At 68.5% G+C, this 21,335-nt stretch carries 23 protein-coding genes and 1 riboswitch; of the genes, 7 read left to right on the plus strand and 16 right to left on the minus strand.

What is annotated here, in order from left to right; all coding sequences use genetic code 11:
- Positions 1-6: 6 nt before the first annotated feature.
- From QNO00_RS06430 to QNO00_RS06450, 5 genes are all read right to left on the minus strand, one after another.
- A complete protein-coding gene (locus tag QNO00_RS06430) occupies positions 7-855 on the minus strand; it encodes an MBL fold metallo-hydrolase (protein WP_229964735.1) in 849 nt (282 codons plus the stop codon).
- A gap of 183 nt (positions 856-1,038) precedes the next feature.
- Positions 1,039-1,293 carry a DUF6480 family protein gene (locus QNO00_RS06435; RefSeq protein ID WP_229964734.1) on the minus strand — a complete coding sequence of 85 codons (255 nt, stop codon included), beginning with the start codon at positions 1,291-1,293 and terminating at the stop codon, positions 1,039-1,041.
- Between the two features lie 196 nt (positions 1,294-1,489).
- Entirely contained in the window at positions 1,490-2,203 is a 714-nt protein-coding gene (locus QNO00_RS06440) for a copper resistance CopC family protein (RefSeq protein WP_284023992.1), read from the minus strand.
- A gap of 68 nt (positions 2,204-2,271) precedes the next feature.
- Positions 2,272-2,919 carry a hypothetical protein gene (locus QNO00_RS06445; protein WP_284023993.1) on the minus strand — a complete coding sequence of 216 codons (648 nt, stop codon included), beginning with the start codon at positions 2,917-2,919 and terminating at the stop codon, positions 2,272-2,274.
- Between the two features lie 180 nt (positions 2,920-3,099).
- The gene (locus QNO00_RS06450; protein WP_284023994.1) at positions 3,100-3,867 is read right to left on the minus strand and encodes an enoyl-CoA hydratase/isomerase family protein; all 768 of its coding nucleotides are present in this window, start codon (positions 3,865-3,867) and stop codon (positions 3,100-3,102) included.
- A gap of 245 nt (positions 3,868-4,112) precedes the next feature.
- Between QNO00_RS06450 and QNO00_RS06455 the strand changes: the two genes are divergently transcribed.
- Both QNO00_RS06455 and QNO00_RS06460 read left to right on the plus strand, forming a co-directional pair.
- Positions 4,113-4,490, plus strand: coding sequence for a PadR family transcriptional regulator (locus QNO00_RS06455; protein WP_284023995.1), 378 nt, complete (start codon positions 4,113-4,115; stop codon positions 4,488-4,490).
- On the plus strand, positions 4,477-5,199 hold the full coding sequence (locus QNO00_RS06460) for a hypothetical protein (protein ID WP_284023996.1): 723 nt from the start codon (positions 4,477-4,479) through the stop codon (positions 5,197-5,199). The genes QNO00_RS06455 and QNO00_RS06460 overlap by 14 nt, the downstream gene beginning before the upstream one ends.
- Before the next feature lie 22 nt (positions 5,200-5,221).
- Here the strand turns inward: QNO00_RS06460 and QNO00_RS06465 are convergent, their stop codons facing one another.
- Positions 5,222-6,076, minus strand: a complete 855-nt coding sequence (locus tag QNO00_RS06465; RefSeq protein ID WP_284023997.1) for a patatin-like phospholipase family protein — start codon at positions 6,074-6,076, stop codon at positions 5,222-5,224.
- 92 nt (positions 6,077-6,168) lie between these two features.
- Here QNO00_RS06465 and QNO00_RS06470 point away from each other — a divergent pair, with 92 nt between their 5' ends.
- Positions 6,169-8,340, plus strand: coding sequence for a S9 family peptidase (locus QNO00_RS06470; protein WP_284023998.1), 2,172 nt, complete (start codon positions 6,169-6,171; stop codon positions 8,338-8,340).
- Positions 8,341-8,362: 22 nt separating this feature from the next.
- On the opposite strand, the gene QNO00_RS06475 is transcribed toward QNO00_RS06470, so the two are convergent.
- On the minus strand, positions 8,363-9,079 hold the full coding sequence (locus QNO00_RS06475; RefSeq protein ID WP_284023999.1) for a DedA family protein: 717 nt from the start codon (positions 9,077-9,079) through the stop codon (positions 8,363-8,365).
- A gap of 695 nt (positions 9,080-9,774) precedes the next feature.
- Between QNO00_RS06475 and QNO00_RS06480 the strand changes: the two genes are divergently transcribed.
- Positions 9,775-10,866, plus strand: coding sequence for an SGNH/GDSL hydrolase family protein (locus QNO00_RS06480; RefSeq protein ID WP_284024000.1), 1,092 nt, complete (start codon positions 9,775-9,777; stop codon positions 10,864-10,866).
- Positions 10,867-10,906: 40 nt separating this feature from the next.
- On the opposite strand, the gene QNO00_RS06485 is transcribed toward QNO00_RS06480, so the two are convergent.
- Positions 10,907-11,974, minus strand: coding sequence for an ATP-dependent DNA ligase (locus QNO00_RS06485; protein ID WP_284024001.1), 1,068 nt, complete (start codon positions 11,972-11,974; stop codon positions 10,907-10,909).
- A gap of 10 nt (positions 11,975-11,984) precedes the next feature.
- Positions 11,985-12,536, minus strand: a complete 552-nt coding sequence (locus tag QNO00_RS06490; protein ID WP_284024002.1) for an RBBP9/YdeN family alpha/beta hydrolase — start codon at positions 12,534-12,536, stop codon at positions 11,985-11,987.
- An 88-nt stretch (positions 12,537-12,624) separates the two neighbouring features.
- Here QNO00_RS06490 and QNO00_RS06495 point away from each other — a divergent pair, with 88 nt between their 5' ends.
- Complete coding sequence (locus QNO00_RS06495; RefSeq protein ID WP_229965048.1) at positions 12,625-13,644, plus strand: LLM class flavin-dependent oxidoreductase; 1,020 nt, start codon at positions 12,625-12,627, stop codon at positions 13,642-13,644.
- A gap of 31 nt (positions 13,645-13,675) precedes the next feature.
- Here the strand turns inward: QNO00_RS06495 and QNO00_RS06500 are convergent, their stop codons facing one another.
- Positions 13,676-15,061, minus strand: coding sequence for an acetamidase/formamidase family protein (locus tag QNO00_RS06500; RefSeq protein WP_284024003.1), 1,386 nt, complete (start codon positions 15,059-15,061; stop codon positions 13,676-13,678).
- A gap of 138 nt (positions 15,062-15,199) precedes the next feature.
- A riboswitch (SAM riboswitch) is annotated at positions 15,200-15,336 on the plus strand.
- A gap of 15 nt (positions 15,337-15,351) precedes the next feature.
- Between QNO00_RS06500 and QNO00_RS06505 the strand changes: the two genes are divergently transcribed.
- Positions 15,352-15,738, plus strand: a complete 387-nt coding sequence (locus tag QNO00_RS06505) for a hypothetical protein (protein WP_284024004.1) — start codon at positions 15,352-15,354, stop codon at positions 15,736-15,738.
- A 97-nt stretch (positions 15,739-15,835) separates the two neighbouring features.
- Positions 15,836-16,273 (plus strand): VOC family protein, encoded by a 438-nt coding sequence (locus QNO00_RS06510; RefSeq protein WP_284024005.1) that lies wholly within the window; start codon positions 15,836-15,838, stop codon positions 16,271-16,273.
- Between the two features lie 38 nt (positions 16,274-16,311).
- Here QNO00_RS06510 and QNO00_RS06515 read toward each other — a convergent pair whose 3' ends face one another.
- The 6 genes from QNO00_RS06515 to QNO00_RS06540 all read right to left on the minus strand — a co-directional run bounded on the left by QNO00_RS06515 (position 16,312) and on the right by QNO00_RS06540 (position 21,330).
- Positions 16,312-17,037, minus strand: coding sequence for a CPBP family intramembrane glutamic endopeptidase (locus tag QNO00_RS06515; protein ID WP_229965047.1), 726 nt, complete (start codon positions 17,035-17,037; stop codon positions 16,312-16,314).
- Between the two features lie 11 nt (positions 17,038-17,048).
- On the minus strand, positions 17,049-17,924 hold the full coding sequence (locus tag QNO00_RS06520; RefSeq protein WP_284024006.1) for an NAD(P)H-hydrate dehydratase: 876 nt from the start codon (positions 17,922-17,924) through the stop codon (positions 17,049-17,051).
- Positions 17,908-18,636, minus strand: coding sequence for a histidine phosphatase family protein (locus QNO00_RS06525; protein ID WP_229964718.1), 729 nt, complete (start codon positions 18,634-18,636; stop codon positions 17,908-17,910). Before QNO00_RS06525 ends, QNO00_RS06520 begins: the two co-directional genes overlap by 17 nt.
- 100 nt (positions 18,637-18,736) lie before the next feature.
- On the minus strand, positions 18,737-19,390 hold the full coding sequence (locus tag QNO00_RS06530; RefSeq protein WP_284024007.1) for a hypothetical protein: 654 nt from the start codon (positions 19,388-19,390) through the stop codon (positions 18,737-18,739).
- Positions 19,387-19,983 (minus strand): hypothetical protein, encoded by a 597-nt coding sequence (locus QNO00_RS06535; RefSeq protein ID WP_284024008.1) that lies wholly within the window; start codon positions 19,981-19,983, stop codon positions 19,387-19,389. The genes QNO00_RS06530 and QNO00_RS06535 overlap by 4 nt, the downstream gene beginning before the upstream one ends.
- Positions 19,984-20,100: 117 nt before the next feature.
- Positions 20,101-21,330 (minus strand): MFS transporter, encoded by a 1,230-nt coding sequence (locus QNO00_RS06540; protein ID WP_284024009.1) that lies wholly within the window; start codon positions 21,328-21,330, stop codon positions 20,101-20,103.
- Positions 21,331-21,335: the final 5 nt, after the last annotated feature.

A 21,335-nucleotide genomic window follows, 5' to 3' on the forward strand; every position in this document is an offset into this window, starting at 1 on the left:
TTCCGATCACTTGAGCCATTTCCAGCGGGCCAGGGTCCGCAGCCGCATCAGCAGGGATCGGGACTGTTCCGGGCCGTACGGCAGGATGGGGATGGCCTTGGTCATGTCGGTGGAGGCCTGCTCCATGGCGCTGCGGGTGACGGTGACGGCGGCACGCATCTTGTTCATCTGCGTCGTCACAAAGTCCACGGTCACCGGAGCGCCGTGGCCGGGCACGAACAGGCTGTACAGATCGTCGAGGGCAGCCATTTTGCCCAGCGTGCGGATCCATTCCTTGGGAAAGGAATCTTCAAAGGACGGGTCGGCGCCCTCTTCCACCAGGTCTCCGGTGAACAGGACGTCTCCGGCGCCCACCAGCAGGTCATGGTCTGTGTGGCCGCGGCCCAGATGGAACAGCGTGACGGATATGCCGCCAAGGTCCAGGTCCACCGGAGCGCCGTCCACCAGCCGGTTGGGCGCCAGGATGGCGGTGTGGGCACCGCTGCCGGCGGCCATCTCCGGTTCCAGGGCGGCGACGGCGGAGCGCTGGGAGTCACCGTGCTCGCTGATGGCGGCGGCGCAGCTGCTGGTGGCCCAAATGTCCTCGACGCCGCTGGCCGCAAGGATGGCGTTGCCGAAGCAGTGATCGAAGTGAGCGTGTGTGTTCACAACCGTCAACGGAAGATCGGTGTGTTCCCGGACGGCCTCCAGAATGGCCGCTCCCTGCCGCGGGCCGGCGCCGGTGTCGATGATCAGGGCGCGCTCGTCGCCGATGACCAGGCCGGTGTTCATGCCGAACCCTGGGTTGGTGCGCACGAGTACCCGCGGAGCCACCTCCCGCCACGTTGCGGTTTTCTGCCCGGTTGCGTCGGTCATTGGTTCGTCCTTTGGGTCCGTGAGCTGCTGTTTCCTCCAACCTATCGCGGCCACGCCGGCGGAGCATGCCGGAACGCAATGTTGCGGAACCGGCCGGTCAAAGGTCGGCGAACACAAAAAAGCGGCGCCCCGCACCGGAATGATTCCGGGTGCGGGGCGCCGCCGTCGTCGTGCCGGGGACTGTCAGTCTTCGTCGTGCCCCTGGTCCATGCTCATCTGGTCTTCCGCGGGAGGGGTCTCCCCCGGAGGAACGCCGCCGCCGGGCTCGAGGCCGGTGATGTTGCCGGCCGCGGGATCAGGATTGGCATGCTCGCCCTTTTCGGTGCTGGACGCGGCGTTGCCGGAGCCTTCCCGGGCGTTGTCCTGCAGGTTTTTCCCGGCGTCCTTGGGCTTGTCGGGATTGGCCGGGTCATTGTTCGGATCATAGCTGTCCGCCATGTCTGCCTCCATCTATCCGTGCCGACCGCCGCCAACGGAACCTGGCGGCGAATCATCAGCATGCTGATCATCAGCTTCCAACCTAGTCTGGGCCGGCCGGTGAGACAACCCCGGATTTCCCGCCGGCCCCGGGCCCGGCTCCGGGCCCGGCTCCGGGCCCGGCTCCGGGCCCGGCTCCGGGCCCGGCGGCTGGCGGTTACTCGTTCCCGCTCCGCGCCCGCCTGCGGGACACGACTGAGTACACGGCCAGAATGACCAGGCCGGTCACTCCGCCAAGGATTCCGGGAACCAGCCAGGCGGGAAGTCCGCCGTCGTCGGATGCCTCGGTGCTGTCGGCGGTCTCAGCGGTTTCCGCGCCCTCCGAGGCGCCGTCCGAGGCGCCTTCCGAGGCACCGTCGTCCGGTGCTGCGGCGCCGGATTCGGCCGGCAGCGCAGTGGCGGCGGAGCCGGCAACGGCGTCGGCGCCGACGAGGAACTCGTAGCTTCCGGTGATCGGGTGCCCGTCAGAGGAGACGGCACGCCAGCGCACCGAGTATTCTCCGTTGGGCATATTTGCCGGCAGCGGCTGAACGAGGGTTTCGCGGGTCAGGACGGGGGCGCTTTCCGCCCAATTCCGACCGTCAGCGTCCAGCACCAGGATCTGGTTGCCCAGGTCCATCAACGGGGAGCTGAAGGCGAGTTCCAGTTCCGCCGGAGCCGCGTCGAGGCGCTCTCCTGCGGCGGGTACCGTGCCGACCAGCTCGTCATGGGCGTGTGCGGGCGGGGCCGAGGCCAACACCGCGCTGAGTCCGGCAAACAGCAGGGCGGCGAGCACAAGGGCGCGGACCATCACCGGATGCAAAGAGCCGGAGGAGCCGCGGGTTTGTGTGGACAAAGACTGGAACGGGTTGAGCGGGTGGTACGAAGACATGGCTGCTTCCTGCGCCGGCGTGGTGCCGGCGACTGCTGGAGGGAAGGCGCGTGCGGATCTGCGCGGGCCTAGAGGGAGGCGGCAGCAGTCGGCGGTCCCCGATGTCGCATCGCCAGCAGAGGGACGCCGAGATTCCCGAGGGGAGCAACCGGGACCAGGGTGGAAAGCTTGGGGATCCGCGGGCCAGGGGGCAGCGGAAGGAGAATCGGGAGGATGGCGGTGATCCGCAGCCGCATGGCTTCCAGAATGCGCAGCAGGGCGGCCTCGCCATTGCGGATGGCTGCCACGGTAGCGGCTGCGGCGAGCAGGTGTCCGATCCACATCAGCGCCGAGGAATGTCCGGCAGCAGCCATCCCGGCTCCGGCTTGTCCGGCCTCTGCCAGCTGCGCCAGGGCGCCTGGATCCGCGTGGGCAGCGTGACCGGACTGGTTCGCGGCTGCGGAAGGAAGGGAGCCGGAGGGGATTCCCGCACCGCCGACGGTGAAGAACAGGTGGAAGATCCCCTGGCTGGCCAGAACCGCCCCGGCGGTGCCCGGCAGTGACATCGACCGGCCTGCCAGCGCGCAGGAGACCATCGCGGAGAGCGCCAAGCAGAACAGCACGATGGACGGGTGCGGAATGGAGCCGCCGGCCAGGACATGGGAGGTTGCCGCCACGGCGGTGGCCACGAGTGCTGCGGCCCAGCCGCGCATCAGGCGTGCGGCGCGCGTGCTCATGATCCCTCCCGGATATGGCTTGGGCCGGGCGGACACAATGTCCTGCTCCGGCTGCAGAACATTCTTCCCGCATTTCTACAGGTTGTCGAATACGGTGACGGCGAGGCGCGAGGCGCGGGGCGCTAGGCGCTGCGCCGTGGCAGTGCGCCGGATCCACGCCGCCGCATCCTCTTCCAGGGGTCAGCCCTGGAAGAGGGGTTTGCGTTTCTCAATGAACGCGGAGAAACCCTCGGCATAGTCCCTGGTGCCGCTGAGGACGCCCTGCGCCCGGCTTTCTTCCTCCATGGCCGTCCACAGTCCGATCCGGGAGTCACGGATCTCGGCCACCAGCGCTTTTGAAACCCGCATGGCCCCGATGGACCCGAGGGCCACCCGGGCCACGATCTCGCGGGTCTGCTTCAACAGGGTATCGGCCGGAAAGGTGCGGCTGAACAGACCGGCGGCCACGGCTTCGGCCCCGCTCATCAGGTCGCCGGTGTAGATCAGGTCCAGCGCCCGGTGGGCTCCGAGCCGTTCGGTGAACAGCCAGTGGCCGCCGGAATCCAGGGTGGCGCCCAGATTGGCGAACGGGGATCCGATCTTGGCATTCCCGGCCACGTACACCACGTCGGTGGCGACCAGCAGGCCGAGTCCTGCCCCGATGCAGGCGCCGTGCGCTGCGGCGAAGGTGGGCGCCGGGAACCCCGCCATCTTCTGCATCAGCGGAGTCAACCGCTCCCCCAGATACGCGTAGGCGTCATCGTTGGCGGGGTCGACACCGGAAATGTCCCGCCCGGCGCAAAAGACCCGGCCCTCCCCGCGCAGCAGGAGCGCGCGCACTCCGGGAAAGGCGGCGTGGTCGTACGCCTGCGACAGCTGCGCCAGGTCCGCCTCGTTCAGGGCGTTCAGTTTGCGGGGCGCGTTCAGGACTATTTCGGCAACGCCGTCCTTGACGTTCAGGTCGATCATGGAGTTTCCTCAGCGTCGCAATCCACGGTGGCGTCCCGGCTGGCGGGCCGGCGCAGTTTTCGTCCCTCTCCACTGTGCCGCTGACAACTTTGGCGCGGCAAGTGCCGCAGCACTCCCGGCGCCGGCACGCGGCACATCACCCGCCGCGCCGGCCGGACGGAGCCATTCGTTGGCGGCCCGCAGGGGCCGGCCGCACAAGTCGCAACTAGGTAGACAGCCGAACTAGTACATGTCAGTATCTAGCCATGCAGAACACTTCCTGGCCCAGCGACTGGATGCGGGCAACGCTCGGCCTGAGCGTCCTGAAGGCGCTCGACGGCGGTGCCACCTACGGCTACGCCATCGCCGCTGAGCTTGAGGAGCAGGGTTTCGGAACCGTCAAGGGCGGCACTCTGTATCCGCTGCTGACCCGGTTCGAAGCCGCCGGCTGGGTCACCACGCAGTGGCGCGCCGGCGACGGCGGTCCGGGCCGCAAGTACTTCTCCCTCACCGCCCCCGGACGCCGGGAACTGGCCGATCAGCGCGAGCTGTGGGCCCGGTTCGCCGCCACCGTGGACGGTTATCTGAACCAGCCCGGACACCATACCCGGATCCCGGAAGGGGGCACCGATGGAAATCCGTGACAACCGAGACAACACGACGCCGGAGAAGGCCACGCGCCGCTGGTTCGACGACTTCATGGTGGAGCTGCGGCTTCTGGACGTGCCGGGCGATGCCATCGGCGATGCGGTGGCCTCGGCTCAGGAATTCCTGACCGACGCCGGCGGCACGCCCGCAGAGGTTTTCGGTGATCCGCGCTCCTACGCCGAGAGCCTGGACCTGCCCCGCCGCCGCATGTCGCGCTCCGCCTGGGCCGCCCTGATGGTTCCCACCTGCCTCGGCCTGCTCGGCTTCTTCGCGGTGGCCGCAGCAGTCAGTTCCGCTGAAGCCAGCGTCCACGTCACCGTGCCCGGATTCCTGATCGTGCTGACCGCACTGCTTCTGCTTGCCTGCGCGCCGCTGTACATGGGGTTCCTGCTCCGCGGTCCGCTCTGGCGGGCGGGTCTGGCCGGCGCTGCCGTTTTCGGCCTGCAGGTCGCGATCTTGCTGCTGGCCGGCGACGTGGTGCTCTTTGTGCTGCCGGCCGCCCCGACGGCACTGGTCGGCGGCGCCGTCCTGCTGGCCACCTCCCTCTGGGGACAGTTCAGCAAGCAGTCAGCGGACGACCCGGTGGTGGAGCCGGTGTCCGGCCGTCCGCGCTCGTCCTTCGGCCATACGCTGCTGGGCGTGCTCGGCAACTGGCTGCTGTTCCTCAACGCTGCCGCCGTGTCAGCCTGGTTCCTGCTGCGCTGAAAATCTCAGCCTGACCGCAGCGTCAGGCCCAGACTTCGCGGATTCGCCCGGCCTCGGCTGCCGCCGCAGCGTAACCGGCACGGGCCGCAGCCGCCCGCCAGGCCGGATCCAGGGAGTGCCGGCCCATGGTTGCGGCTGCGGCGCGGTCCGGGGTGAGCGCCACGCTTCGGGTTCCGGAACCCAGGGCAGCCAGTTCGGCATGGATGCCCCAGCGTCTGCGCACCGCCTGCGCGACGGGCGCCACCGCGACGACAGCGGCGGCGCCGGCGGCCAGATCGGCGTTGGTCGAGGACACCGATCCGCCGTCGATGTACTTCCGTCCGGCGATCGGAATGGCCGGCCACACGGTGGGCACCGCGCAGCTGGCGGAAACGGCGTCCACAAGGCTCACTCCGCTGCTCCGGTTCCACACCCGGCGTTCCCCGCTGACGGCATCAATCGCGGTGATCAGCAACGGCCGCTCCGGCCAGCCCCCGCTGCCGATCCGCTTTTCGATCACCGCCCGGCGCACGTCCGGGTCCACGGTCCGGGCCCGCAGCGCCGACCGTCCGATCCGCCGACCGACGGCGGTGTCGGATCCGCCCAGCAGCTTCGGACCCACCAGCAGCGCAATGCTGCGCAGGTTCAGCGCCGCCGGAATTTCGCTGCCGGACGGCTCCAGCTGCCGGCGGTAGGCATCCTCCAGCGCCACTTCGCTGCGCAGCCGGGCTCCCACCACCGACCCCGCTGAGGTGCCGATCACGACGTCGGCCGCCGTCAGGTCCACGCCGCGCTCCGCGAGCCCCAGCAGCAGGCCAATCTCCCAGCCGATCCCGCTCAGCCCTCCGCCGCCCAGCACCAAAGCCCTGCCGGTGTTGCCCGCTTCCCCTGCTGCCATGGCGTTCTCCCCTGCCGGTCGCGTCGGTAAGCCCCCAGCATAAACAGCGCGGGACCCTTCGTCCCCCGGACAGGGGTCGATATATTCGGGGCATGACTACTTCCTCCCATCCTCCCGTTGCTCCAAAGGTCCCCACCGAACGCGTCCATCACGGCGACACCTTCGTTGACGACTACGAGTGGCTGCGGGAGAAGGAAAACCCCGACGTCGTGGCTCATCTGAAGGCCGAAAACGCCTACATGGAGGAGATCACGGCGCACCAGGAAAAGCTGCGGCAGGAAATCTTCGACGAGATCAAGAACCGCACCGAGGAAACCGACCTCTCGGTGCCCGCCCGCAAAAAGGGCTGGTGGTACTACTCCCGCACCGAAGAGGGCAAGCAGTACTCCATCCACTGCCGCACCGCAGCGCAGGACACCGGGGATCTGGACGCGGACTGGACCCCGCCCGTCGTCGAGCCCGGCGTTCCGGTGCCCGGCGAGCAGCTGCTGATCGACGGCAATGCCGAGGCGGAGGGCAAGCCGTTCTTCTCGCTCGGCGGGCTGGCCGTGACCGAGGACGGGAACCTGCTGGCCTACTCCGAGGACAACGCCGGCGACGAGCGCTTCACCCTGCGGATCAAGGATTTGCGCACCGGCGAGCTGCTGCCGGACACGGTGGCCAACGTCTTTTACTCCCTCGCCTTCTCCCCCGACGGCACCCGCGTGTTCTACACCGTCGTCGACGATTCCTGGCGCCCCTACCAGATCAAGGCGCACACGCTGGGCACCCCGGTGGAGGACGACGTCGTCATCTACCAGGAGGACGACGTCGCCATGTGGACCGGCTTCGACCTCTCCGCGGACCGCCGGCAGCTGCTGATCGGCATCAGCAACTCCGAATACTCCGAGTACCGCGTCCTGGACTTCGAGGATCCCGCCGGCGAGGTCCGCACCCTGATCCCGCGCAGCGAGCGCATCCTGTACGAGGCCGAGCCCGTCACCCTGGCCGGCGAGCGCCACTACCTGATCACGCACAACAAGGATGCACTGAACTCCATGCTCTCGTTGGTGGCCGAAGCTGACTTCGCGCTGCCGCTGGCCGAGCAGCACTGGAACACGGTGGTGGCGCACGACGACGCCGTCCGCGTCAACGGCGCGGCCGTCACCAGGACCCACGTCATCGTCTCGGTCCGCAAGGACACCACCGAGCGGGTGCAGGTCCTGCCGCTGGAGGGCCTGGGCACCGAGATGCAGGGCGATCCGGTGGAGCCGGCCTTCGACGAGGAGCTCTACACCGCGAACCTGGCCAACGCCGAGTTTGATTCCCCGATCATCCGGCTCAGCTATACCTCCTACCTGACGCCGCCGCGCGTCTATGACTATGTGCTGGCCACCGGTGAGCTGGAGCTGCGCAAGGAGACTCCGGTCAAGGGCGGCTACAACGCGGCCGAGTACGTGGCGGAGCGCGCGTGGGCCACGGCCGACGACGGCACCCGGGTACCGCTGTCAGTGCTGCGCCGCGCGGAACTGAAGCAGGACGGCAGCAATCCGGCCCTGGTCTACGCCTACGGCAGCTACGAGATCAGCATGGATCCGGCCTTCAGCGTCGCCCGGCTGTCGCTGCTGGACCGCGGCGTCCTGTTCGTCGTCGCGCACATCCGCGGCGGCGGCGAGATGGGCCGCACCTGGTACGACCAGGGCAAGAAGCTGCAGAAGAAAAACACCTTCACCGACTTCGTGGCGGCCACCGACTACATTGCGTCCTCGGGCTGGGCGGATCCCTCCCGGATCGCGGCCATGGGCGGTTCGGCCGGCGGCCTGCTGATGGGCGCCGTGGCGAACCTGGCGCCGGAGAAGTACAAGGCCATCGTGGCGCAGGTGCCCTTCGTGGATGCCCTGACCACCATTCTGGATCCGGAGCTGCCGCTGTCGGCGCTGGAGTGGGAGGAGTGGGGCAATCCCATCACCGATCCCGAGGTATACCGGTACATGAAGGAATACACCCCGTACGAGAACATCCGGGCTGTTGACTATCCGCGCATTGCCGCGGTGACGTCCTTCAACGACACCCGGGTGCTGTACGTGGAGCCGGCCAAGTGGGTCGCCAAGCTGCGCGAGGTGACCACCGGATCCGAGCCGATCGTGATGAAGATCGAAATGGACGGCGGCCACGGCGGCGCGTCCGGACGGTACGAGGCATGGAAGGACCGGGCCTGGGACTACGCGTTTGTGCTGGACGCCCTCGGCGCCACCGAGCCGATCAGCGCGGACAGCCGGAACTGATAACCGCGCCGGAGCGGGCGACTCAGTCGCCCGGCTCCGGCGCCGGCTTGTTCGGTGCCCGGGGCCGGGCGGGCTTGTTCGGGGCCGGCTTCGGGGCCCGGGACCGGGCCGGGGCGGAGGCACCGGACCGGCGCTGCTGCAGCAGCGTGAGCGCAATGGTCGCTGTGGTGAGCAGGACGACTCCCACGATGAGCAGGTCCAGATGGTCGCGGATAAAGGGGAACCGGTTCCCCAGAAGGTAGCCCAGCAGCGTCAGCCCCATCCCCCAGAGCAGGGCACCGGCGGCGTCGAAGGCCACATACACGGGGTAGCGCATCCTCGCCACCCCGGCCACCACCGGAGTGAAGGTCCGCACGATTCCCACGAACCGGGCAAGGGTCACCGCCTTGCCGCCGTGACGGGCGAAAAACTGCTCGGCCCGGTTTACGTTCTCGCGCCGGAAAATGCGCGACTCCGGCCGGGAGAACACCGTGGGACCGGCCGTCCTGCCAATCCAATAGCCCAGCTGGTCGCCGGCGAACGCGGACGCTGAAATAAGCAGCCCGAGCACCCACACACTGGCGTCAACCGTTCCGGTGGACACCAGCAGCCCGGCCGTGAACAGCAGGGTATCGCCGGGCAGGAAAAAACCGACCAGCAGTCCGGTTTCGGCAAACACGATGGCGCACACCAGCAGGACAACCCACGGCCCCAGCGCCGGATCCGCCAGGAACACCTGTGGATCCAGCCAGTCAGGCACGTGGCTCCCGGTGCATCAGAGTCATTTTCCCGCCGTTGGCCCCAGCCTCACACGCAGTCACGTCTTCAAACTACGGCACTGCGGTGTGCGCTGTCCCGCCGCTGCACAAACCCGCGCATTCACCACTGCTCCCCGTCAATTCGTGCTTGGCGCACAGGTTCCCACTCCCTGTGGCAGGTGTTGCCTTCTGGGCCCCACCAGCCCCGCGAGTGCTCAAACAGTGGAACCCGTGCGCGCGAGCGGGCCAACGACAGCACCTCGGTCGATACGGCGGAGTGACGGCGACGGCGATGGCGATGGCGGCCTTGGAGGACCGGGGTCGGGAACCGAAACGATAGTCGGGGGCAATAACCCTGCCCGGGTCTGAGCTGCCGCACCCGGCACGCACTGGTTCCCACTCTCTGTGGCAGGTGTTGCCTCCTGGGCCCCCACCAGCCCCACGAGTGCTCATACAGTGGGAACCCGTGCGCCGGAGCGGGCTGATGACAGCGCCGCAAGTACGGCGGCGCCCCGCAACCCCGCGCCCTTGGCAGGCAGACAGGGCAGGAGACACTTGGCGCCGCACGCCCTGCAAGCTCGCCAAAGCAGCACGGCAACAACGGGGAATTTACCCGCTTCTGCGCTCCGGGACTCCTGCCCGGGCCCTCCGCCGGACTAGTTTGGTGTCGCACATCCGGACCAGCAAAGGAACTGCCATGCGCGATTTGGACCAGAGCGCCACGACCAACCTTCATCCCACGCCCACGCCGCCACCCGGGTTGCGCCGGGCAGGATTCATCGGCGCGCTGGTACTGAGCCTCACCGGGTTGTTGCCGGGCGCCGCGGCAGCGCCGGCAACTGCGGCAGAGTCGGCCCCGGCGGGCGGCTCGGGACAGCAGGCACAGCCCGACGGACGCGGCGGCGGCTGGGCCGGCGGAGGCGACGGCAAGGGCCACGGCCACGGCGACCACGGCGGGAAGGGCCACGGCCACGGCCACGGCCACGGCGAAAAGGGCCACGGCCGGGACCGGACCGTCGACTACGTGGCGTTTGGCGACTCCTTCGCCGCGGGCGTCGGCGGCGGGCCGGCGCTGGACGCCTGCGGCCGCACCGCCGAGGGATATCCGGCCCTGCTGGATGCCCTGCCGCGCGTGGAGCTGGACAGCAACCAGTCCTGTACCGGTGCCACCGCCCTGACCACGCCGCCGGCACCGCCGGCCGGTCCGGTGGATCTGCCGGAGCAAATTTCCGCCGCCGTTTCCGCGGATCTGCTGAACCACCGGACCGATCTGGTGACGGTCACGATCAGCGGCAACGATGTGCTGTTCGGCCCGGTGGCGGCGGCGTGCGCCGGGCCGGTGCTGCCGGCCGCCTGTGCCCCGGCAATTGCCGCGGCACAGGAGTACGCGGAGGCCGCCGTCGTTCCCCAGCTGCAGGCGAGCTTCGCCGCCATCGAAGCGGCCGCGCCGCGGGCTGAACTCGTGGTGGCCGGCTATCCGCACCTGTTCGAGGGCACCACCCCCGGCGTACTGAGCATTGAAGCGCAGAACCTGTTCAACGCCGGCACCGACATATTGAATGCGCTGGTCGCCGGGCAGGTGGGTGACGGAACGTTCGTGGATGTCACGGAGGTCTTCACCGGTCACGGAATCGGCTCCGCGGATTCCTGGATCGTCCCTGCGACTGAACCGTTTGGCCTGCATCCCACTGCCGCCGGCTACCGCGAGGGTTATCTGGCAGCCATCACGGAGACAGTGGAGCTGTTCGACAGGGACGGGCACGGCCGGGGCTGCCGCGGACGCGGTTAGGAAAGGCCGGGTTCCAGCCGCCAGCTGATCAGCACCGCCGCTAGCTGATCAGCACCTCGGCCAGGTCAAACTTCACCGGCTCCTCCAACTGGTCATAGGTGCAGGACTCCGGCGCGCGGTCCGGACGCCAGCGCAGGAACTGGGCGGTGTGGCGGAAGCGTTCGCCCTCCATGTGGTCGTACTTGACCTCCACCACCCGCTCGGGCCGCAGCGGCACGAAGGACAGGTCCTTGTCTCCGCTCCAGCGGCTGCCCTCGGAGTTGCGCGGCGTACGGGTCCCGGTTTCCTGCTTCTCCGCCGTCCAGGGATGCTCGGCGGAGTTGGAAATCAGCGGCTGCAGTTCGGAGAACAGTTCACGCCGCCGAGCCATGGTGAAGGCTCCGGCGACGCCCACATTGGTGAGGGCGCCGTCGTCGTTGTAGAGGCCCAGCAGCAGGGAACCCACCGCGTCGGGCCCGCTCTTGTGCACCCGGTAGCCGGCCAGGACGCAGTCAGCGGTGCGTTCGTGCTTGAACTTGGCCATGGCTCGCTTGCCGGGCGAATAAACGTCCCCCAGCGGCTTGGCGATGATGCCGTCCAGTCCGGCCCCCTCGAACTCCCCGAACCAGCGCCGCGCCGTGGCCGGATCGGTGGTGCGGTTGGTCAGGTACACCGGAGCCGCGGCGCCGGCCAGCGCCTGTTCCAGGGCGCTGCGTCGTTCGGCATAGGGACGGTCCAAGTAGCTGGTGTCCTCCAGCGCCAGCAGATCAAAGGCCGCGAATGCCGCCGGCGTCTGCTCGGCGAGCAGCTTCACCCGGCTGGCGGCCGGATGGATGCGCTGCTGCAGCACCTCAAAGTCCAGCCGTTTCCCGGAAGCACTGATCAGGATGATCTCGCCGTCCACCACGCAGCGCTCCGGCAGATTGTCCTTCAGCGCCTCCACCAGCTCGGGAAAGTACCGGGTCATCGGCTTTTCATTGCGGCTGCCGATCTCCAGCTCCTCACCGTCGCGGAAGATGATCGAGCGGAAGCCGTCCCACTTGGGCTCGTAGGAGTAGTCCCCCTCGGGCAGGGCGCTCACGGCTTTGGCCAGCATCGGGGCCACGGGCGGCAGTACCGAAAGTTTCATGGGCCCATTCTTACCCGGAGAACACGCTGGCGCCCAGCCCCGCGGCGAAGGCGGTGAGCAGGTGCCGGCCCTGCGGCCAGTCGCCGATGCCGCTTTCGTCGTTGAGGTGGGTGAACGGGCCGGCGTCGATCAGCGGAACATCCCAGCCGAGGGCCAGAACGCGCGCGGCCGGCAGCGGGCAGTACGGATCGTTTTCGCTGGCGACCAGCAGCGCGGGCACCGGCAGCGGCTGCAGCCGCGGGTTCCGGAACGACGCCGCGCTGTCCGGAAACTCCGGCTCGGCCGGATCCGGCGGAGCGACCAGCAGCACGCCGCGGGCTCCGCCGGGATGGCGCAGCAGCCATTCCGCGGCGGCCAGGCAGCCCAGGCTGTGGGCCACCAGGATGGTGTCGCCGCGGCGGGGCCCGGCGGCGGCGTCGAGCGCTTCCATCCAGTTTTCCAGCTCCGGGTCGTCCCACGACGACGGCGAAATCCGGGACACGTCCGGCTCACCGCCCTGCCACAGGCTCTGCCAGTGTGCTTCGTTGGAGCCGCCGATGCCGGGGACCATGGTCAGATGCATGCTTCTTCCTCGCTTCCGGTGCGCCGGACGCTCGGGACTCCGGAGCATCCGGGGGAATATCTCTTGGGAAACCGGCGCTGTGCTGAACATGAAAAAGATCGGTTTCCTGTCCTTTGGACATTACCGGGATGTGCAGGGATCTTTTGTCCGCACCGCCCGGGACGCGCTGCTGCAGACGATTGATGTGGCGGTGGCGGCCGAGGAGCTGGGCATCGACGGCGCCTACCTCCGGGTCCACCATTTCGCGCCGCAGTTCGCCGCACCGTTCCCGCTGCTGTCCGCTCTGGCCGCCCGGACCAGCCGGCTGGAACTGGGCACCGCGGTGATCGACATGCGGTACGAGAATCCGCTGTACATGGCCGAGGAAGCCGCGGCGGCGGATCTGATCAGCGGCGGCCGGCTGCAGCTGGGCCTCAGCCGGGGATCCCCCGAGCCCGCGCTGCGCGGCTACGAGGCCTTCGGCTATGTCCCGGCCGACGGCAGCACCGACGCCGATGAAGCCCGCAAGCACACCCTGGTGTTCCGCGCCGCGATCGCCGGTGCCGGTCTGGCGGCCTCCGATCCGGTCATGACCGGCGCCTCCGGAACGCTGCCGGTGGAACCGCAGTCCCCCGGGCTGAGCAACCGGATCTGGTGGGGTTCGGGAACGCGGGCCACGGCGAAGTGGACGGGCCAGCAGGGCATGAACCTGATGAGCTCGACCCTCCTGACCGAGGACACAGGCGTGCCCTTTGACCAGCTCCAGGCCGAGCAGATTGAGGTGTTCCGCGCCGCCTGGGCGGAGTCCGGGCACGAGGGAACGCCGCGCGTATCCGTCAGCCGCAGCGTCATTCCCCTGGTTACCGAGGAGGACCGCCGGTATTTCGGGCTGCGTGCCCAGGCCGACACCAGGGACCAGGTGGGCCGGCTCGACGGCGGACTGGCCCGGTTCGGCAAGAGCTACATCGGTGAACCGGAGGTGATTGCGGCCCAGCTGGCCGGCGACGCCGCGGTGCAGGCCGCGGACACGGTCCTGATCACGGTGCCGAACCAGCTGGGCGTTGACTACAACGTGCAGCTGCTGGAGAGCATCCTCAAGCATGTCGCTCCGGCGGCCGGCTGGCGCTGAACATTCGGCGCTGACCCCTTCGGCTGAGGCATCAGCCGAAGTCGGCCTTGCGGATCAGCCCGTGCACGCCCACGGTCCGGTCCACGACCTGGGACACGGCGAAGTCGGCGGCGGCGGACAGGTAGGCGTAGGCGACGGCGCGGTCCATGCCTTTTTCCTGCTCGAGGAAGTCCAGGGCATTGACCACTGCCCGCCGCATGGCCACGTTCAGGTCACTGCTCACCCCACCGGCGCCCAGGCCGTCGGGGTCGGAGAGGCCGATGGGAATCCAGGCATCTGCGGTTTCGCCGAACGGATACCGGTGGGCCAGGGCCGGCGCGTCCCCCGAACCGGGTTTGCAGACGGTCAGCCGGAAGGTGCCGCGCAGGGAACCTTCCATGGCGGTCAGCGCCACTTCGCCGTCGCCCATGCCCATGTGCGGATCGCCCACGTAGAACAGGGCGCCGTCGGCCTTGACCGGCAGGTAAAAGGTGGACCCGGGGCCCAGATGGCGGATGTCGATGTTGCCGCCGCCGAGCGTGGGCGGCACTGAGTTGGCCTCGGGGCCGGTCAGGCCCTCGTTCTCGGAGAAGGCCACGCCCATCATGCCCATGAACGGGCGCAGCGGAAAGCGGATTTTCATGTCGCCGCTGGTCATAACGCCCTTGCCGTCCTCGATTGCGGTGAAGACCGAGACGTTGCCGTAGTCCGTCGGGACGCCCGAGGACCGGTTGTCCGCGGCCGCCGGCGGCATGACTTCCTCCAGGGTGATGCCCTCCGGTGCGGCCGGGCCGTTCTGCAGCGCGAGCGCGCCCTTGCCGTGGCGGCTGGAGACGACGCCGTAGGGGACCCGGGGCACGGCCGCGAGGGTTTCGATCTTCAGGACGTCACCGGGCTCGGCTCCTTCCACGGCAACGGGACCGGTGACGATGTGCGGCCCGTCCGTGTCGAAGTTCCGCGGCGTGCGGTTGTAGCCGGCGGCAATGTCCAGGGCGTCCTGCAGCACCCCGTCCGCCGCGACGCCGTGGCCCCCGAAGAAGGACAGCGGATCCCGGCCCTGGTCCTCCAAGATCCCCTCATGCGAGAGGGCGTCGATGGTGACGGTCTGCCCGGATTTCATCCGGGCCACCGGCGTGGCATGCACAGTCGGCACGTAACCCCAGAGCACTTCGTCCGGGGTGGAGGCGAGATAGAGGTCCCCGGGCATGTCTCCGGAGTGCGGCTGCAGGATGGCCCCCGGCCTCGGGCCGGCCGACCCGGGCGACCCGGCAGCACCGGCGTCCGCAGCTGCCGCGGAAGAATCCTGCGCCGGTTTCGCACTGCATCCCGACCCCACCGCCAACATGCCAAGACCCGCCGCGGCTCCGAGGAATCCCCTGCGGCCCAGGCCCTTGGTGAGTACCGCTGCGGCCTCGCGTCCAATCAGCATTCGGTTCATCGTGTCCTCCAATAGCTCGTGCCATCAAGCTAGCCAAACGGAGTTTCGAGGCTGTTTCCGGCGGATGAACGGGCCACGCACATCACGGCGGACCACGGCGGTTCCCAGTGTCGGCGTCGTGCGCTAGGGTGGTCTCAGCTTCACGAGAGGTGGCCACCGGCCCGGATTCGTCCGGCCGGAAAAGCTCCGACTGGCCTCACACCAACCCCACTGTTCGGCGGGTGGTTCGGATGACGAAGCGGCCCGCTGCCGCCCGGCGCGGGCAAGGACACTCTGTAAAGGACCACGCTGTGAGCATTTCCAGTGACACCCGTTGCGTCAGCTTCACCCCCGGCCACAACGTCCACCTCATCCACGGCAAAAAGCTGGCCGGTTTTGATGACTGGGTGGATGCCCGGGCCTACGCCGATGTTGAGCTGGACCTGATCCAGCTGATTGTGGACGGTGAGCAGCAGCTGATGTGGTTCCACGACATCCCCGCCCTGGCACTGGCCCTGGCGCACTCCGGCGGAGAGGCACAGTGGTGCGCACGCTACTCGTCGCTGTTGGTGCCCGGCGGCTTCGACAGCCCGGCCCGGCGCTCTTTTTTCTACTTGGCCACGCCGGAAAGGGTGCATCCCTGTAAACGGATCGCCGCAGGCGCCGGCGCTGCCGCTCAAGAGCAGCTGCGGGGCTGACCCCCGGCGATCGCTTCCGGGCCGCGCCGGCGTCTGCGGACAGTAACTGTCCGCAATCCTTCCGGGCAGGAGCCTGCCGCTGGCTAGGCTCCTGCCCATGACGTTCAATATCCAGATATGTGTTGACTGCGCCGACCCCCACGCCCAGGCCGATTGGTGGGCCGAAACCCTGGGCTGGGTCCCGGAGCCCCTCGACCAGGCCCTGATCGATTCCCTGCTGGAACAGGGCGCCGTAAGCCCGGACCTGCTGATCGAGCACAACGGACAGCGCAGGTGGCGCGACGGCGCCGCAATCTGCCGGGAAAGCGAGGTGGGTTCCCCGGGACGCCTGCGAATCCTGTTCCAGCCCGTGCCCGAACCGAAGACGGTGAAGGACCGCATCCATCTGGACATCCACCTCGACGGCGGAGACAAGGACGCGATGCGCGCGGCGCTGGAGGCGCGGGGTGCCACGTTCCTTTACGCAGCCGAGCAGGGTCCGTCCTCCTGGTACACGATGGCCGACCCCGAGGGCAACGAATTCTGCATCGCCTAGTCCGCCGACCGGCGGATCCGACGCCGCACCGCCAACGGTTATCCCAGCAGCTCTGCCGGGATCGCGTAGGTCAGCAGGACGGCGAGCAGGTTTTTCGCGGCGTGGACCGCGTAGGACAGGATGAAGTTGTTCCCCGCCCAGACGTAGATGCCCACCAGAACCGCGCCCATGGCCAGGTACGGAAGCAGCACCGGCAGCGTCAGCGATTCCTTCCCCGCGATGTGGATCCCGGCGAACAGCAGCAGCGAGATCAGGCAGCAGACCCAGATGTTGAGGTATTTGCTGAGCTTGCCGATCAGCAGGTGGCGGAAGATGTACTCCTCGACAAACGGCGCAATCACCACCAGCAGGGGAATGATCAGCAGCGGAGGCAGGGAGACGACCAGCCCCTCAACCGCCTCCTGGTTCACCGCGGTCTCCGGCGGGCCGGAAATCAGGACGACGACGGCGGTAAGCAGCAGCATCGCGAAAACGCCGCCGGGAATGATCGCCAGGGTCAGCCACGGGCGGGTAGCCAGGATCCGGGTCTCCCGCACCGCATAGCGCCACGACGCCCAGGCCGCCAGCGCGCCTGCGGACAGGTAGAACGCCAGGTTCACGGCGTAGCCGGCCAGCAGCGGATCAGGGATCAGCTGCATCAGACCGGGAACGCCAAGGCCCGGGGCAAAGCTGAAGATCAGGAGGAACAGGACATAGAACCCGGCGGCAAACCCGTCCCGGGGCGTGAAGGTGTAGGGCAGGGGCAGGATCGCCGGCCGGTTCATTCTCGGCACCGCTAGACGGTCAGCTCCGCCATCACGCGGGGCATCGCTTCGAGCAGCTCTCCGGCGAGGAAGCTCAGCGGCCCCTGGGCTGCGGAAAGCCGGTCGCCGGCGGTGGAATGCAGGTAGGTGCCCCAGCAGGCGGCCTGCTCCGGGGACGCTTGGCGGGCGAGGAATCCGCCGACCGCGCCGGCCAGGACGTCGCCGCTGCCGGAGGTGCCCAGCCCGGGATTTCCGGCCGGAATTTCCCAGCGGCGACCGTCCGGGGCGGCGATGAGCCCGTGCAGGGCCACCACTGCCTGGTACCTGGCAGCGATGTCGCCGGCGGCCTGCTCCATCTCGAGGTCGGCCTCCGGATCCGCGTCCAGCAGGCGCGCGGCTTCGTTCTTGTTCGGCGTCAGGACCAGGCGCCCGGCCCAGCGTTCGTAGACTTCCGGCAGCCCGGGCAGCACGCCGAGGGCGAAGGCATCCAGGACGACGGCGGCGGAACCGTTCAGCAGCGGACCGATCCCCCGGAGCAGCTCGGCGGCTTGCTCGGCGTCGTCGAGGCCGGGTCCGATCACCACGACGTCGGCGCTTTCCAAGGCAACGGCCAGAGCCTTCGCCGCCCGCTCGCCGGAGATGACGCCGTCGTCCTCCGGCAGTCCCACGGCGCCCGATTCCGGCACCGCCACCGCGACGGCCACCGCGGCGGACTCCGCCACGGCCAGCGTCAGCCGGCCGGCGCCGACCCGCAGCGCCGCCCGCCCGGCCAGCATCGCGGCGCCCGGCGAAAACCGTGCCCCGCCAACCACCAGGACGGTGCCGCGGTCAGACTTGTCGGCCGCGTCCCGGTTGACCTGCCAGTTCTTCAGCAGTGCCGGTGTTACGACTTCAGCGGGGCTGGACATGCTCTTCATCTCCTGCATGCTCGGTGACGGGGGCGCCGCCGGACTCCAGATGGTCCACGGCGTTGAAGCTCTTCAGGGTCCAGCGGCCGTGCCCGGAGGGCCGAACCAGCCGCGTGACGGAGGCGTTGCGGACGCTGGTGCTTGCCGCGATCTCCAGCAGCTCCTGCTCGCTGAGGCGTTCGCAGATGTAGCGGATCAGCATGATCACCGCATCGTGGCAGACGACGGCGACCCGCCCGCCGTCCTCGTCCTCGTCGAGGTCGCGCAGGACCGACCGCAGCCGCAGCGCCACATCGGCCCAGGATTCCCCTCCCGGCGGACGGTAGGAGAACTTGCCCAGCCAGTTCCGGCGCTGCGCCTCATCCGGGAACCGGGCGGTCACGCCCGCCGAGGTCAGCAGATCCAGGATGCCCAGCTCGCGGTCGCGCAGCCGTTCGTCAACGCGCAGGTCCTGCAGTCCGGCCAGTTCGGCCGTCTGCCGGGCCCGCAGATAGGGCGAGCACCACACGGAGTCGGGGCGTTCAGCTCGCGGCAGGCCGTCGAAGAGGCGGCCCAGTGCCTCCCCCTGGAGGACGCCGTCGTCGCTGAGCGGAACGTCGGCGTCGCGCAGGTCGATGTCGATGACTTCAGCGCCGGAGCGCATCGCTGCGGTGGCGGCAAGGTTGCCCGCGCTTTCACCGTGCCGGATGAGGATCAGTTCAGTTGCACCCATTCTCCGACTCTACTCTGCAGGCCGTTGCCGTTGTCGTTGCCGCTGCCGGGGCCTGCGTCCGGGCGGCGTTTTCCTGACCATCTCCGCGCGGCCCTTCCTGCTACCCGTTGGCGGTGAGGCGTTCGTCCCACTTGTCGCTGCCGAATAATCCGTGCCACAGGCCGCTGGCGATTGCCAACTTCTTGTTGAAGGTCTTCGGTTGGGGCTCGCGCGGGGAGCCGGGGAGGCGAGGCCCGGGCGGCGCCGGAGGAATTTTCCGCTCTTCGGATTTGACCGCCTTCAGTGCGGCGGCCACCGGAGCGCTGAAGACGAGGGAATCCATGATGGCGTCGAACTCCGCCAGCCCGAAGTCGCCGTGCCGGTTCCGGCCCGTCACCTTGTAACCGGATTTCAGGCCTCTCAGGGGAACCCCCTCGCTGAGGGACAGGAAGAGCCAGGATCCGGCGCCGCAGTCCACTGCCAGGTGTCCGGTTCGCACCAGGTGCTTGAAGTCCTTGGCCGTGACGGCGGGCGTGCCGGGAAACTGCTCCTTGAGCTTGAAGACGAAGGACTTAGTGTCGTGCCGGCAGGCGAGGAAGCTGATCACCACCCTCAACACTTCGCGCAGGAGCATCAGGACGACCAGCCAGGACAAAAGGCTCCCCGGCCATATGCCGGCAATCACCAAGGCTGCCACTGCTGTTGCCCGAAGGATCAGGCGTACCCAGCTGTAGGTGCCGGTACTGGTAATGAACGGGAAGTGGAGAGTTTTCACTGCACCGGCTCCCGCTGCAGGGCGGTCAGGGCTTCCGCCTCGTAGGTCAGCCGGGTGGCGTCACGCACTCTGCCCTCCAGCTCCCAGGTCACGGAGGCCGGAATGGGCGGCAACACGGCGGGCGCATGGCCGGGCAGATGCGCACCCACGGTCCGCAGCCGGTCCCGGTACCCGCGCTTCAGCTCGCGGAGCTTGGCCGTGTTGGCCTGTTCCAGCATGGCCTCCGAAAGCCGGTCGGCGGCGGCATCGATATTGGCCAGCATTTCCGAGGTGCTCTGCTGCCGTTCCGCTGCGGCGGCGCGGGCTTCAATGACTCCGGCCTTGACCTGCTCAACGTCGGCCTGCAGCCGCTCCGCGGTGCTTGCCAGGTCCGCGGCAGAGCCGGCATCCTGCGGCTGCGCTTCGGCGGCGGCGAGCAGGTGGTTCCTGCGGCGTGCGAACCGGGCGGCAAGGCCCGTGAGATGCTCAATCTGCCCGTCCAAGTACTCCAACTGCCCAGTGGCTTCCCGGTGCGCGTCAGATGCCGGGATCCGCGCGTGTTTCAGGCGTTCCAAGGCAGTCCCGGCAGCAGTGACCTTCGTCCGTTTCCCCACAACACTCCCCCATTGATAATTCATGGAGAACAATACCAACACCCCCGGGTTTCCGGTGCACCCCCGACCCGCCGCACGGGGTGCAGGACGGGCGGTGACGGCGCTGGCTTCGCCGGCTCAGGTACGGGTGCGCTCGTCCACCTTGCCGCCGTTGCGCACAGTGAAGGTCAGCAGCAGGGCAACCGCGGCGAAGGCCGCCAGCAGCATCAGTCCCACGAAATAACTGCGGTTTGCGGGATCATAGGTTGCGCCCATGACCAGCGGCGGAAAGTAGCCGCCCAGGCCACCGGCGGCGGCAATAATGCCGCCCACCGTCCCCACGTCCTGCAGCGGAGCAGCGCGTCCCACCCAGGCGAACACGCCACCGGTGCCCAGGCCCAGGAACAACGCCATCAGGATGAAGGCGGTGCCGTAAACACGTTCCTCCTCGGGACGCAGCGCGACGACGACGGCCAGCACCACGGTGCCGGCCAGGGACGCGAGGGTGACCAGTTTGGGCCCCACCCTGTCAGCGATCGAGCCGCCGATTGGCCGGGCGATCACGGCTGCGACGGCGAAACCTGCAGTTCGGGTGCCGGCGGCCGTCGCGTCGTAGTCGTAGACGTTGCCGAGATACGTGGGCAGGTAGTTCGAAAACGCCACAAACGCGCCGAACACCACCCCGTACAGGAAGCACAGCTGCCAGGTGGCCCGCAGGGTGAACGCGTGCGTGATCTTTGGCAGCACCGGTTGCGTGGGAGCGCTCCACGCCGGGGAATTCCGCAGTATCAGCCAGCTCAGCAGCGCCATAGCTGCAACGACGACGGCGATGATGATGTGTGTGCCCATGTAGCCGACGGCGGTGACCAGTCGGGGCGTGAAGAACGCCGAGACAGCGGTGCCCACCATGCCGGCGCCGAAGACGCCGGTGGCGAAGCCTTTGCGGTTGCGCTCGTACCAGGCGGAGCAGAACGGGATGCCGATCGCGAACACAGTGCCGGCAATGCCGAGGAAAAACGCAATGACCACCAGAAACGGAAAGTTCTCCAGCTGCCCGACGATTCCGGTGAGCAGCACCAACGGTGCCGTGACGCCCAGGATGACGGTGAACATGACGCGGCCGCCGAAGCGGTCGGTCAGCGCACCCACCGGGATGCGCGCCACCGAGCCGACCAGGATCGGCATGGCCACCAGGATGGAGGTTTGCCCCGGCCCCAGGTCCATGCCGGAGGCGTACCGGCTGGAGAGCGGGCCGATGATGGTCCAGGCCCAGAACCCCACGGTGGAGGCGACGGTAGCGACGATCAGGTTCCGGAGCTGGCCGGTTTTCAGGTTTGCGGCGGATGCCGGGGTCTCTGCTGATGACATGGCGT

The organism is Arthrobacter sp. zg-Y1219 (genome assembly GCF_030125545.1).
Taxonomy (GTDB): domain Bacteria; phylum Actinomycetota; class Actinomycetes; order Actinomycetales; family Micrococcaceae; genus Arthrobacter_B.